The 13406-nt window shown below is 63.0% G+C and carries 14 protein-coding genes; 1 reads left to right on the forward strand and 13 read right to left on the reverse strand.

The genetic code is table 11. The annotated features are described in order from the left end of the window. Positions 1 to 52: 52 nt before the first annotated feature. The 7 genes from ACQ4WN_RS13930 to ACQ4WN_RS13960 form a co-directional block, all read right to left on the reverse strand. Complete coding sequence (locus tag ACQ4WN_RS13930; protein ID WP_436552081.1) at positions 53 to 1345, reverse strand: flagellar hook-length control protein FliK; 1293 nt, start codon at positions 1343 to 1345, stop codon at positions 53 to 55. 19 nt (positions 1346 to 1364) lie between these two features. After that, positions 1365 to 1805 (reverse strand): flagellar export protein FliJ, encoded by a 441-nt coding sequence (gene fliJ / locus ACQ4WN_RS13935; RefSeq protein ID WP_436552082.1) that lies wholly within the window; start codon positions 1803 to 1805, stop codon positions 1365 to 1367. A 32-nt stretch (positions 1806 to 1837) separates the two neighbouring features. Next, positions 1838 to 3154: a flagellar protein export ATPase FliI gene (fliI, locus tag ACQ4WN_RS13940; protein ID WP_436552158.1), complete on the reverse strand. Its 1317-nt coding sequence runs from the start codon at positions 3152 to 3154 to the stop codon at positions 1838 to 1840. Between the two features lie 89 nt (positions 3155 to 3243). Continuing rightward, complete coding sequence (locus tag ACQ4WN_RS13945) at positions 3244 to 3945, reverse strand: flagellar assembly protein FliH (RefSeq protein ID WP_436552159.1); 702 nt, start codon at positions 3943 to 3945, stop codon at positions 3244 to 3246. A gap of 43 nt (positions 3946 to 3988) precedes the next feature. After that, a complete protein-coding gene (gene fliG / locus ACQ4WN_RS13950; protein WP_034787109.1) occupies positions 3989 to 4987 on the reverse strand; it encodes a flagellar motor switch protein FliG in 999 nt (332 codons plus the stop codon). Further along, entirely contained in the window at positions 4980 to 6695 is a 1716-nt protein-coding gene (gene fliF, locus ACQ4WN_RS13955) for a flagellar basal-body MS-ring/collar protein FliF (protein WP_436552083.1), read from the reverse strand. Before fliF ends, fliG begins: the two co-directional genes overlap by 8 nt. Positions 6696 to 6781: 86 nt before the next feature. Beyond that, positions 6782 to 7126, reverse strand: coding sequence for a hypothetical protein (locus tag ACQ4WN_RS13960; RefSeq protein WP_436552163.1), 345 nt, complete (start codon positions 7124 to 7126; stop codon positions 6782 to 6784). Between ACQ4WN_RS13960 and fliE the strand changes: the two genes are divergently transcribed. Continuing rightward, positions 7023 to 7325: a flagellar hook-basal body complex protein FliE gene (fliE, locus tag ACQ4WN_RS13965; RefSeq protein ID WP_243136536.1), complete on the forward strand. Its 303-nt coding sequence runs from the start codon at positions 7023 to 7025 to the stop codon at positions 7323 to 7325. The genes ACQ4WN_RS13960 and fliE overlap by 104 nt on opposite strands. Positions 7326 to 7436: 111 nt before the next feature. Here the strand turns inward: fliE and ACQ4WN_RS13970 are convergent, their stop codons facing one another. From ACQ4WN_RS13970 to fliD, 6 genes are read right to left on the reverse strand one after another with little or no spacing between them, the layout of a single operon-like run. Next, positions 7437 to 8183 carry a flagellar brake protein gene (locus ACQ4WN_RS13970; RefSeq protein ID WP_436552084.1) on the reverse strand — a complete coding sequence of 249 codons (747 nt, stop codon included), beginning with the start codon at positions 8181 to 8183 and terminating at the stop codon, positions 7437 to 7439. A gap of 25 nt (positions 8184 to 8208) precedes the next feature. Further along, a complete protein-coding gene (locus ACQ4WN_RS13975; protein WP_436552160.1) occupies positions 8209 to 8535 on the reverse strand; it encodes an EscU/YscU/HrcU family type III secretion system export apparatus switch protein in 327 nt (108 codons plus the stop codon). Then, the gene (gene fliK, locus ACQ4WN_RS13980; RefSeq protein WP_436552085.1) at positions 8528 to 9709 is read right to left on the reverse strand and encodes a flagellar hook-length control protein FliK; all 1182 of its coding nucleotides are present in this window, start codon (positions 9707 to 9709) and stop codon (positions 8528 to 8530) included. The genes ACQ4WN_RS13975 and fliK overlap by 8 nt, the downstream gene beginning before the upstream one ends. Positions 9710 to 9735: 26 nt before the next feature. After that, on the reverse strand, positions 9736 to 10062 hold the full coding sequence (locus ACQ4WN_RS13985) for a flagellar protein FliT (protein ID WP_436552086.1): 327 nt from the start codon (positions 10060 to 10062) through the stop codon (positions 9736 to 9738). Between the two features lie 3 nt (positions 10063 to 10065). Then, the gene (gene fliS / locus ACQ4WN_RS13990; RefSeq protein WP_436552087.1) at positions 10066 to 10512 is read right to left on the reverse strand and encodes a flagellar export chaperone FliS; all 447 of its coding nucleotides are present in this window, start codon (positions 10510 to 10512) and stop codon (positions 10066 to 10068) included. 22 nt (positions 10513 to 10534) lie between these two features. Then, on the reverse strand, positions 10535 to 13216 hold the full coding sequence (gene fliD / locus ACQ4WN_RS13995) for a flagellar filament capping protein FliD (protein WP_436552088.1): 2682 nt from the start codon (positions 13214 to 13216) through the stop codon (positions 10535 to 10537). Positions 13217 to 13406 lie beyond the last annotated feature (190 nt).

Below are 13406 nucleotides of genomic sequence, written 5' to 3' on the forward strand. Positions count from 1 at the left end.
CGAAAAGTTACGCTGTGGGGCCCGCCTGTGGCCCGAGGACGACGAATTGGCCTCAGGCAAAGGTATCCACGGCACTCAGGCTGGGCCGGCTGCGTCCGCCTGCCGCTGGCGCGATAGCGATCTCGCCACCCGATACGCCGCCGCCCTGGCCAGTGCCGCGGCGTTCGCCCGAGCCGGCCCGCTCGCCATTGTTTTGCTGTTCCGGCGTGCCGGCCGAGACGGTGGCGCTACCGAAGGCGATGCCCGCTTCGCTCATCATCTCGCGCAGGCGCGGCATGGCCGCTTCCAGCGCCTGGCGCACTTCTGGCTGGGCCGACATGAAGGCGGCATCGGCCTGGTCATTGGTAACCGTCAGGACCACTTGCACGGGGCCAAGGTCGGGCGGATTCAGGGTCAGGGTGGCGCTCTGGTCGCCACCGGCCGCCATCCACACGACTTTCTGCCCCAGTTGCTGGTCCCAGGCCGGCGTGCCGACGCGGCCCGTCAGCTTGTCTGCCGGCACAGCCACAGCGGCGGCAGCGTGCTGCAGGGCGCTTGGCTGCAACTGGGTCGCCAGGCGGCTCAGGTCGGCTGACGTTTCCTTGATGCTCGCTTCGGCCACGGCGGTGCCAGCCTTGGCGGTGGCCGCCAGCTGGGCATCGATGGCCAGTTTTCCAGGCTCGGCCTTGCCGGTTGGCACGCTGGTGCCTGGCGTGGCAGTTGTCTTGCCCTGGGCCTGGCCCAGGCTGTCGGCAAAGTCGCCGCTGTCGGCTTGCGCGGTGGTGTTGGTGGCGGCGGCCTTGCCGCTGCCCTGGCCGGCTGCCAGCAATGGCCCTGCGGCCAGGCCCTTGCCGTCGGCCTTGACGCTGGCGCGCGCGGGCAGTTCCGGCACGGCCTTGGCTGTTGCCGCTTGCGGCTGGATGGCCAACTGGATGCTGCCCACCAGGGCCAGCATCTCGGCGGCCGGATCGGCAGGCGGCGGTGCTGTCGCGGTGGGGATGGCAGGCACGCTTGCCTCGGCCGCGGTGCTGGAAGCATCGCTGGTGGCGGGCGCGGCCGCCTCGCTGGCCGGCGCGGATGGCTGTTCGCTGTTGGCGGCCTGTTCGGTGCCCGCTTGCGCCGGCTTCGTTTCCTTGGCCGGCGCCTGGGCGGGTGCCGGCGTGGCGGCAGGGCTGGCGGGGCGGGTCGCCGCCGGTGCTGCTGCTTGCTCCATATTGCGGCTGGCCTGGCGTTGCTCGATCTGGCGGTTCAGGGTGCGCTGGAAGTCGCCCGCCGTACCGCTGGTGGGCGGCTGGCTGCGGTTGGCGGCGCCCGGCGTGGCGTTCGGCGAGACAATCTGGGAAATCGGGTTTTGCAGGGTTTGCATGATGCTGCCTCAGTGTTGCTTAGCGTTTGTAATAGGCTTGTCGCGCCGCGTGCTCATCCATTGCTTTCTGGTCGCGCTTGTTTTCCAGCTTCAGCGCCTGTTCCTGCGCCCGGTTGTTCAGGGTGGTGTACGACATGCGCTTGCGTTCGGCCAGCTGCCAGCGCATCTTTTCATTGTCGCTGCGTGCTTGCGCATGCTCGACCACTTGCTGCTGGCCCAGGATGGCGCTGTCGAGCTTGACCATGAAGGCCTGGAAATTGCGGTAGGCCATGGGCGTAATGCCATTGCTCATGCTCGCCTCGAAGCGCTTCGCATAGTCATCGCGGTAGCCGGACAGCATGTCGAGCTTCTGGCGGCAATCGTCGAGCGCTTTCAGGGCCGCGCCCAGACGCTTGGCGCAATCATCCGTTTCGCGCTGGGCAAGGTCGATCAGGGTTGCAAGTTGGGAAGGAGAAGCCATGTCTGATTATATTCCCGCTATGCAAGCCCTAATCAGTCGAATAGAGCGGTAAGTTGCCCCAAGCTCTCGTCCATGCTGACCCGTTCCGTGATTTGCTGTTGCAAAAACGCCTCGATCTTTTCATGCAGGGCGATGGCCTGGTCCAGCACGGGATCGGTGCCGGCGCTGTAGGCACCCACGCTGATCAGGTCGCGGCTGCGTTCATAGCGCGAATACAGTTGCTTGAGCTTGCGCGCCTGCTGCTGGTGTTCATGCGTGGTGATCGAGTGGGCAGCGCGTGAAATCGATTGCTCGATGTCGATGGCCGGGTAGTGGCCCGCCTCGGCCAGGCGGCGGTTGAGCACGATATGGCCGTCGAGAATCGCGCGTGCCGAGTCGGCGATCGGGTCTTGCTGGTCGTCGCCCTCGGTCAGCACGGTGTAGAAGGCGGTGATCGAGCCGCCGCCTTCTTCGCCATTACCGGCCCGCTCCACCAGCACGGGCAGCTTGGCGAAGACGGACGGCGGATAGCCCTTGGTGGCAGGCGGTTCGCCGATGGCCAGGGCGATTTCGCGCTGCGCCATGGCGTAGCGGGTCAGCGAATCCATGATTAACAGTACATTTTGCCCCTGGTCGCGGAAATACTCGGCAATGGCCGTTGCATACGCGGCGCCCTGCAGGCGCATCAGGGGCGGCGTGTCGGCCGGCGCCGCCACGACGACGGAGCGGGCCAGGCCTTCGGGGCCGAGGATTTGCTCGATAAATTCCTTCACCTCGCGACCCCGTTCGCCGATCAGGCCGACGACGATCACATCCGCCTCCGTGTAGCGGGCCATCATGCCCAGCAGCACGCTCTTGCCCACGCCGGAACCGGCGAACAGGCCCATGCGCTGGCCACGGCCCACGGTCAGCATGGCATTGATCGAGCGTACGCCCACGTCGAGCGTATCGACGATGGGCGCGCGGCCCAGCGGATTGGCGGGGCGTACATTGATGGGAGCGCTATCGGTCGTATGCAGCGGGCCCAGCTGATCAAGCGGCCGTCCTGCGCCATCGAGCACGCGGCCCAGCAGTTGCGGGCCTACCGGCAGGTGGCGCGCGCGGTCGCTGGGGCGGCGGCGCGGGTGCGCCACGCTGCCGGGGCGGGGAATAGCCGGTTCGACGGAAAACACGCGCGTGCCGGGCACGATGCCCTCGACGTCGCTTTGCGGCATCAAAAACAGGCGCTCGCCTTCAAAACCTACCACTTCCGCCTCGACCCGCCCGCCATTGGGCAGCGGCACGGTGCAGGCGGCGCCCACGGCCAGGCGCAGGCCCACCGCTTCCATCACCAGGCCGGCCACGCGCGTGACCCGCCCCGAAATTTGCATCGGTTCGACAAAGCCGACCACGGCCGAACAGTCGTTCAGGTAGGCGCGCCAGCGCGCCGCATGGGCAGCCGGTCCTTTGACGGACTCGCTCACGGCGCCAGCCAGTCCAGGTCCTTGCCCAGCGCATGCGTCAGGCGCTGCCAGCGGGTGGACGTCTGCGCGTCGATCTGGTTGCTGGCCGTGTCGATCTTGCAACCGCCGCGTTCCACGGTCGGGTCTTCGATGACACGCCAGCCACCCTTGTCGAGCTCATCGCCGATGCCGTCGCGTACCACTTGCGCGTCTTCCGGATTGAGCATCAGCAAGGCCGGTTGTTGCAGCACGGGCAAGTATTCGATGGCTTCGCGCACCATCGGCAGCATCAGCTCGGGGCGCACGGGCAAGGCCGTTTTCAGCATGCCCTTGGCCAGTTGCAAGGCCAGTTCCATGACGTCGTTGGCGATCAGTTCATCGGCCTGGTGCACGGCCGTGCCGAAGTCGACGGCGATGGTTTGCAGGTGCGCCAGTTCCACGCCGGAGGCGGCCTTGCCTTCGGCATACGATTGCGCATGGCCATCGGCATGCCCGGCCGCGTGGCCTTCCGCATAGCCGGCGGCGCGGCCCTCATCGAAGGCCGTGGCACGCGCTTCTTCGCGGATGGCGTCAAGTTCTTCCTGCGTCGGATATTCGAGCGGCGGGGCCAGCTCTTCTTCCGGCAGCTCGGCAAATGGGTCGAATTCCGGTTCCGGCTCCGGTTCGAGCAGCTTGCGCGCCGCCACCACGCTGGGACGCTCGTCGCCAAACGAGGTCATTTCCCAGCGCTGGTAAGCGGTTTGTTGCTCTTTGGGTATTAAATTAGACAAACGAATCCTCGCCTTTTCCACCCAGTACTATCTGCCCTTCGTCCGCCAGGCGGCGCACGATTTGCAGGATCTGTTTCTGTTGCGATTCCACTTCCGACAGGCGCACGGGGCCTTTCGACTCCAGGTCTTCGCGCATCATCTCGCCGGCACGCTGCGACATGTTCTTGAAGATCTTGTCGCGCAGCTCTTGCGACGCGCCTTTCAGGGCGATGATCAGCATTTCCGACTGTACTTCGCGCAACAGCAACTGGATGCCGCGGTCGTCGATATCGATCACGTTGTCGAACACGAACATTTCGTCCATGATCTTTTGCGCCATGTCGTTGTCGTAGTTCTTGATATTGTCCATGACGGAGCCCTCTTGCTCGCCGCTCATGAAGTTGAGGATCTCGGCCGCTGCGCGCACGCCGCCCAGCGACGATTTTTTGATGTTTTCGTTACCCGACAGCAGTTTCGTCAGCACATCGTTGAGTTCGCGCAAGGCGGCCGGCTGCACGCCGTCCAGGGTGGCGATGCGCAGCACCACGTCGTTGCGCAGGCGGTCCGTGAAATGGCCGAGGATTTCGCACGCCTGGTCGCGCTCCAGGTGGACCAGGATGGTGGCGATGATCTGCGGGTGTTCGTTGCGGATCAGCTCGGACACGGATTGCGAATCCATCCACTTCAGCGATTCGATGCCGGACGCATCCTTGCCGCCCAGGATGCGCGACAGCAGCACGGAAGCCTTGTCGTCGCCCAGCGCCTTGGTGAGGACTTGCCGGATGTATTCGTCCGAATCGAGGCCGACCGTGGAATTGAGTTCTGTCTGCGCGCGGAAGTCGTCCAGCACCTCCACCACCTGTTCGTGCGCAATGCCCTTCATGGTGGCCATGGCGGCGCCCAGTTTCAGCACTTCGCGCGGGCCGAGGAATTTCATGACCTCAGCCGCTTCGCTCTCGCCCAGTGCCAGCATCAGGATGGATGCTTTTTGCAGTCCCGTTGTCTCAGTCATTATTGCCTATCCATGCTTTGATTACGTTGGCCACCACGCGCGGGTCTTCCTGTGCCAGTTTCCTGGCCATCGCCAGGTTTTCGCGATAACCGCGGGCCGTATCTTCTTCCAGTTCTTCCAGCTCGGCTTCGCTGAGCAGGACTTCGTTTTCTGCGTCGTCCTTGGCGAGTTCCGGCTCGATGACGGGCGGTGGCGCACCGAAATCGTCGATCTTGCGCATCACGGGGCGCAGCATCGGGCGCACGATCTTGATGAAGATATACAGCAAAATCAGGGCCGTGATGAGGAATTTCGCCAGTTCCTTGGCTAGCGGCAAGTTGGCCGGGTCGCGCCACCACTCCAGCTTGCCTTCCGGTGCGCGGTCGATGCCGTCGAAGGGCGAGTTGGCCACGCTGAAGCTGTCGCCGCGCTCCTTGTTGTAGCCCATCGCTTCCTTGACCAGGTTATTGATCTGCACCATTTCAGCAGGGGAAATCGGCTTGACCGTGACCTTGCCATCCTTGTCGAAGCTGCGGCGGTAGTTGACGACGACGGCTACCGACAGGCGGCGCAAGCCGCCCATGGATTTCTGTTCGTAGCGTACGGTCTTATCAACTTCGTAATTTGTCGTCGATTCTTTCTGGCTCGGTGCCGTCGGTGCGCCAGTTGCGGCGCCCGGTGCCTCGGCCGTCAATGGTGCCGTCGCCACGCCAGGCGGCTGGTTCGACAGGGCGCCCGGCACGCCGGACGGGTTGGCATTGCCGGCGCCCGTCGATTCACTCGTTTGCTGGCTGCGGATGGTGGACGCTTCCGGTGGCGAATTCGGCTTGTAGGTTTCTGCCGCCTGTTCGCTTTGCGAGAAATCCACGTCGGCCGTCGCTTCGGCGCGCACATTGCCTTCGCCGACGATGGGCAGCAGGATCGATTCGACTTGCTTGATCACGCTTTGCTGCAACTGTTGCACATACTTCAATTGGTTCGGGTCCAGGCTCTTGATGCCGTTGGCGCGGTCCTTGTCCTTTTCCTGGTTTGACAGCAAGGTGCCGGCCTGGTCGACCACGGTGACATTGATCGGCAGCAATTCCGGCACGCTGGACGCCACCAGATGCACGATGGCGCTGACCTGCAACTGGTCGAGGCCGCGGCCTGGATGCAGGTTCAGCAGCACGGAGGCCGTCGGTTTTTGCTGTTCGCGCACGAAGACGGACGGTTTAGGCAGGGCCAGGTGGACGCGCGCCGTATCGACGGCGGATACCGATTCGATCGATTTGGCCAGTTCGCCTTCGAGCGCGCGCTGGAAATTGACCTGTTCCAGGAATTGCGAGACGCCCAGCTTCTGGTTTTCCATCAGCTCGAAGCCCACGTTGCCGCCCTTCGGCAAGCCTTGCGCGGCCAGTTTCAGGCGCGCATCGTGGACTTGCTCGGTGGGCACGAGAATGGCGCCGCCCCCTTCGGAGAACTTGTGCTTGATGCCCAGCTGGTCCAGCGACGCGGTGATGGCGCCGCCGTCGCGGTCCGTATAGTTGGAAAACAGGACCTTGTACTCGGGCGGCTGGTTCCACATGTACAGGGCCACGCCGATAGCGACGAGTGCCGCCACGCCCAGGCCGCGCAGGAAATTCTTGCCCATCGGCGTCTTGGCGAACGCTTGCACGGACTCCACGGGCGAGCGGGCAGGCGCCGGTTCCGGCGGTATGCGGTTCACATCGATTTCTTCGGCTACAGCCATGATTGCCTTCCGGGGCGCGTGTTATTGACGGGTATTGGGTGGTGCGTGGGGGCCGCTTCCTCAGGAGGAGGGGGCGATATGCAGAATTATCCGCCACTGTCACGCGCTTCAATCGTCCAAACAGAAGGCGCTTTTGCCGCCTGCTCGGCCGAGCGGCTGGCGTTGGCACTGGTATTGTGGAACCTTGGCAACATGTGACGGAAGTTATTGTACCCGTCGTTGCCTTGCTGACTGGAGTTTTGTTCTCCGGAAGCAACAGGCAGGAATTGACGAGAATCGGGAGGCAAAGTGAAAACAGGCGGTATCGATAGCAGCAGGATCGAGGCGATGATCGCGCAACTGAAGTCGGCGGCCACGCGGCCGGAGGCGAAAATACCGGCGATCCAGACCGAGATGCCGGCGGCGAAAGTGAATTTTGCCGATGCCTTCAAAAGCGCGCTCGACTCCGTGAGCAGTTCGCAACAGGCCTCGTCGGCGATGGGCCAGCGCTTTACCATGGGCGACGAAAAGGTCAGCCTGTCGGACGTGATGGTGTCGATGCAAAAATCGAGCATCGAATTCCAGGCAACGGTGCAGGTGCGAAATAAACTGGTTTCCGCGTATCACGAGATCATGAATATGCAGGTGTAAGTTTTAGCTACCCCAACGGCAGATTCCGGGGGGCAGTTCCCAAGGAATCGGAATGCATCCCATTGGGATGCATTCCCCCGGCGGGTCTGACCCCAGCTTTCGGCTAGGTTATCAGCTGAGTCCAGCCATCCGTGCATTACGCTCGCGTTCAAGACGCGTGATATAGCGCTGCACGTGCGCCAGCATGCTGCGCGGCAGGTCGACGAATTGGCAGCCCAGGCGGCGGTTCAGCTTATTGTTCAGCAAGGTCATGTCCAGCGAATTGCGAATTTGCAAAGTTGCAGTGACGATTCCGACGTCGGGCAAGTCGATGCGACAGCCGGGATAGTCCCTGCCGATGGTCTCGCCCAATATCAGTTTATTGTCCAGGATGGCGATGCCGCCGCAACTGATGTCGGCCAGCGGAAACAGTGTGTCGGTGCCGCCCAGCGAGGGCGGCAGGGGAATCGAGACGCGCACGGGATTGCTCACGGGCGTGGTCATGCGGTAGTACTCGCGCCGCTGCAAGCGGATCAATGTTTCTGGAATGGCAATTTTCAAGGCAGGCGTGCCGTTGTAATCGCACTCTTGCACCAGGGCACTGGCAAACAGGATGCGGATCTTGTCGAGCGAGGTTTCAAACGAGATGCCGGTGGCTGCCACCATGCGCCGGTTCTGGTCGGCGTTCACGGAACGGTCGAGGATGACGGTATTGCGTTCGGCATCGACTTCCAGGATGGAGGTGACGCACACATCGGATTCTCCGTGGATCAGCATGCGGATCAGCTGGTTCTTTTCGCTGATGCTGCGCAGCAAAGCGATGATTTCCCGTCGCGATTCCACTTCAAAGTCATGCCAGTTTTCGAGGCCGGAATCCATAATATGTGCTTGCATTGATGCCTGTCTATGTATCGGTGAGGTTGACGCTGGTGTCGGGCGGCGGCGGAATGGGGCCGCCATTCGCAGATTCAATATGATATAACCAGGCCAGCAGTTCCGCAATCGCCCGATACAGGCCGGGCGGAATCTGGCGGTCCAGGTCGACATCCATCAGCAGCGCCACCAATTCCTTCGATTCATGCACGAAGACGCCGTGTTCGCGCGCCGTACTGATGATCTGGTCCGCGATCAGACCGCTGCCCTTGGCCACCACCTTGGGTGCCGGCGTGCCGCTCTGGTAGGCCAGGGCGACGGCCGTCTGCGGCACCTTGCGCTTGGCGTCCTCAAGCATCATCTTCTCCTGCCTTCGCTTCCGGCTTGCCGGCGATGCTCAGCGATGACAGGGGCCAGCCGGCTGCGTCGAGAGACGCTTCCAGCGCCGCCGCGTGCTGGCGCAAGGTGGCGGCGCTGCCTTCGCTGCCGGCCTGCATCTGGATGGATACTCTGCCGCCCTGCAAGACCACGTGCGCGGCCAGGTCGCCCAGCAGGGGAAACTGGAAGCGCACATTGCTGCGCCAGGCCGTCGCTTCCCCGTCGCCGTCGCGCGCTTCGTGCTGCCCGCCTTCCGGCGCATCCTGGCTGATATCCCACTGCATCTTCTGGCCAGGCCAGGCTTCGCCCTGCCACTGCACGCGCGCCTGTTCGTGCGTATGCAGCTGCAAATTGATCAGTTGCGCCGAGGCCAGGTCGGTGCCCGTCCTGGGCGTCTCGCCCGGCGCGGCTTTTTGCATTTGCGGCTCCAGCAGCAGCGAGGCCAGCGGGCGCTTGCCTTCGGCCCATTCGGCCACGTGCGATTCATAGAACAGGCCGCTGCTGCCGACCGTGTCGCGCAGCTTTTGCGCTACCTGGGCGGGATCGGCTCCCGGCGTGGCCATCAGCGGCGTCTTGCCGACCAGCGCCAGGGGCGCGCCGGGCACGCTTTCAGCCTGGCTGAGTACGCTGCTGAGGGCGCGCGCGGTGGTGCTCAGTTCCGGCGCCGGTGTATCGCCTGCCAGGGCGGGCAGCAAATTGGCTGGCGTCAGGGGTGCGCGGCTGAGCAGGGTGGCGGCCGTGCTGCTGGCGCGTGTGCCCGCCTGGGCCGCACCGGCCTGGGGGGCGCGCGCTTCGGCTGCGTCGGGTTCTGCATCGGCGTCGGCGTAGGTCAGCAGGGGACTGGCGGCCTGATCGCGAGTAGTGCCGATTTGAAAAGAGGGACGGGGATTGATGCCGATCAAGGTCAGGGGAATCTCGGTGCCCAACTGGGCGCCGGCGGGCAGCTGCATGCGGGCCGGCGTACCTGCCACGCGCACCAGGTAGCTGCCATCGCCCATGCGCGCCAGCACCTGACCCTGCATGGATTTGCCGATCAGTCCCTGCAGCGAGCGCTGGAACTCGGCCTGGCGCGGGTCGGCGACGGCGTCGGCCTGGCGCGTGCCCTTGACCGGGGTCAGGGGCGTCATGCCGATGGCATCCATCTTCGGCAACATGATAGGTGACCTTGCCCCTTGTGCGCTTAGGCGCCGTAGGCGTTGGCCAGGCGCCTTTCGGTGCCTGTGCTGTTGATCAGCTTGGACAATTGCGCCATCCACGGCATGGTCAGGTCGCGGATCTTGCGGTCATCTTCCAGGATCTGCTTGATCATGGCGACCTTGCGCTGGCGGCCGGCGCTTTCCAGCACGACTTTTTCTTCATTTGCCTTCAGCGCTTCCACATGCGCGCTCACTTGCTGCTCCAGCGCTTCGAGCTCATCCCAGTCGGCGTTGCTGGCGGCGGTCACCATCCGGCCCGTCAGGGATTGCATGGTTTCATAGGTGGTCAGGACTTCTTGATTCGTCATCATGGGTCAGGCACTCGCAAGGCTGGGCATACGTTTCAAATCGGCGCCGGGGATGGCGGCGGGCGTGGTGCCTATGGCATTCCAGGTTTCACGCAAGTCGGTCAGCAGGCGCTGTACTTCTTCCAGCATGCCGAGGTCGTTGCGGATATTAGCGGCCAGCAGGCGCGCGCCCATGTATTCATACAGAGAGTCGAGGCCTTCGGCAATCTGGCCGCCCGCATCCTTGTTCAGGCTGGCGCGCAAGCCATTGTCGATGATCTGGATGGCTTTCGAGATGGACTTGCCTTTTTCCGGGATATTGCCCGATTTCATGTGCACTTGCGCGCTGAGCACGGCCACCAGGGCGCCGTCGTACAGCATCACGATCAGCTTGTGCGGCGAGGCCGAGCCTATGCCCGTTTCCAGGCCGACCTTGGCGTAGGCGTTGACGCCGCGTTGTTGGGTTCCAAACATGTAATTCTCCTGATGATTGGGCTTAACGGTTGGCGGCGATGGAGGCCAACTGCTGGGTCAAATAACTTTGCGTGGACGTCAATTTGCTCAGCGTTACGTCGAGGCGCGAGTACTGGGCGCGGTAGCGCGCTTCGATGTCGGTGAGCTTCGCGCTGAATTTGTCGCGCTGTGCCGCCACCGACTTGATGCTCTCGTTGATGCCTTTGGACTTGTTGGTGAGCATGCCGTCCGTACCCAGGAAGGACGTGGCCAGGTTGTTCAACTGATAGGCATAACCTTGCGAGAAACTGACCGTGCCGCGCGGCCCGGTGACACCGCCGGTCACTTCGATCTTCAAGCCGTCGGCCGGTGAACCGGGTGCGCCCGTCAGGGTCTGTCCGGAGCCGATAACGGGTTGTCCTCCCAGGGTGCCGGCCACGTCGGCGCCCTTGACGGGCTTGGCGGCGCCAAACAGGGTCTCTACACCGCTCCCGGTGCCGTTGCTCAAGGCCAGATTCGATACTGAGCCATAGCGGCTCGACACCAGGACCAGTTTGCCGCTGCCGTCGATCGACGCGGAGACAGTGGCGCCATTGTCAGAGAACGCCTTCACGCCGTTGATCGACGATTGCATCAGCGATGCCATCTGCGCCGGCGTATAAGTACCAGCAGGTATCGTCACCTGGGCCGTATTCTTGGCCGCCGACGGCTCCGTATCATTGAGGGTGACATTCCATGTGGTGTCGCTGGCAATCGTGGTGCTGGCGGGCAGTACGCCATCGGACGTGAGCGAACCCTGGCTGGCCATGGTGGTGATGCTCAGGTCATAGGTGCCTGGCTTGGTGGCGGCCGTCGAACTGGTGAAGGCGACGTTGCTGTCGGAGGCCTTGCCGATGGCCGAAAACAGGCCGGCGATATCGCCGAAGTTGGCGCTGATCGCCTTGTCGAGTTTGCTGGTATCCAGTGTCAGGCTACCATCTTTTTGGAAGGAAATGCCCACCTGGCTCAGAGTACTCATACCACTGCTCAATCCAGTAATCGGCGCGCCCAGCTGCCTGCGCAGCTGGCTCTGGATCGATTGGACGGTCGAGTCGCCCAGCAAGACGCCACCCGTCTTGGTGTCTGGATTGTAGGCTGTCATCTTGCCGATCGAGGTGTTAAGGTCGTTGTACGCCTTGACGAAGGCGCTGATGCTGGTCTTCACCGTCGAGGTATCCTTGGCCACCGACAGGCTGGAGGTACCTATCTTGCTAATGCCCAGGGTAACGCCTTCGATGGCCGTATCGACGCTGTTCGAACTGCTGGTGATAGCGATGCCATTGACGCTGAAATTGGTGTTTTGCGCCGCGCTGTTCTGCTTCAGGTTTTGCGTGCCGGAAGCGTCGTAGGACAGCAGATTGCTCAGGGCGCTGTCGGCCGGCTGGCCATCGCTGCCGCTGAGCGAAATCTTCATGGCCGAATTGGCGCCAGTCTTGGTCGCGCTGAGCACCAGGTGATACGGCTTGTCGCTACCGTCGGACACAATACTTGCGGTAACACCCAGGCCGGCGTTATTGATGGCGTCGCGTATGCCTTGCAAGCTGTTGTTGGTGGAATCGATCACCACCGAACCCGTTGCCTGTGTGCCATCCTGGGTGAAGTTCGTGTTCATGTAGCTGCCGCCCGTGCCTGCTGTCAGCCCCGCTGCCGCAGGGTTGCTGCCGGCGACAACGATGGGGCTGGCATTGCCCGAGGCCAGGGTGATCGAACTGGCAAGCGTGACATTCGAGCCATTATTGGTGGCATTGGCGGCGTGGCCGATGCCGCCCATGACGCTGCCTGTGACCACTTCTTCAATATTGAGGTTGGAACCATCGGCACGCGTAAATTGCAAGGTGCCGTCTGCCGCCTTGCCGGTGACGGTGATATTGGCTGCCGCCAGCGCATTCGAGACGGCATTCGGACCGCTAAGTGTCGTGTCGAGCGAGGCAGCAGTGATGCCGCCGCCTGCGGCGACGCCGTTCCCCTGGGTAACGATCTCGATACCGCCCACCGATAGCGAATAGGTGCCGTCTGCACCGGTGGCGATATTGCCGAAACCGCTGAACATGCTGGCTTTGCTGGCCGTTGGCTGTGCCGTGGCGGTCACGCCCGTGGTGCTGCTCTTGGCGTTGATCGCGTCCGCCAGCGCGCGTGCGCTCTTGGTGCTGGCATCCGTCGGAATGGCCGTGCCGTTGATGTTCAGCGAGCCGTTGCTCACGCCCGTGAGCAGGGCGCTGCCGCTCAGTGCCGAGCCCGTTACACCGAAGGTGCCACCAGCGAGCGAGCCCAGCTGGAAGGAAACCGTGGTCTTGGCGCCACTGCCGATGGTCGACAGCTTGCTGGCCATGCCGCCCGATGTCAGCGTCTGTGCCTGGGCCAGCTGGGAAACGTTGATGTTGTAGTTGCCGGCCACGGCCTTGGCGCCGGCACTTGCCGACAGCACCAGCGGATCGGATGGCGTGGCGCTGACGGCACGGAAGTTGTTCGAATTGCTTAGTGCCGATAGCGAGTTCTGGAAGGCGCCGACGGCGCCGCTCAGGGTGCCCATGGCGCTGAGCTTGGCCTGGTAAGAGGCCGTTTTCTTGTCATAGGTGCCCAACGGAGCCGCTTCCGCCGTCATCAGCTTGTCGATGAGGCCGCCCACGTCCAGGCCGGTGGCGCCGGCACCGATGCCAACGGATGATAATGTAGGGGTAATGGCCACGGAATGCTCCTAGGAAAACACTAATATAAGCTGTTATCGGCAGAATCAATCAGGACTTGAGAGGGGGATTTACCGCGCTGTTTTCAGCGGGAGCAGAAAAACGGGGGAGTGAGGGGAAAGTATTGCTGAATTTTTAACAAAAAGACGGGGCCGGATAGCCAGGCTATCGGGTCCCGTGGTCATGCCGATG

This window comes from Janthinobacterium pasteuri (assembly GCF_051380775.1).
GTDB lineage: Bacteria > Pseudomonadota > Gammaproteobacteria > Burkholderiales > Burkholderiaceae_D > Janthinobacterium.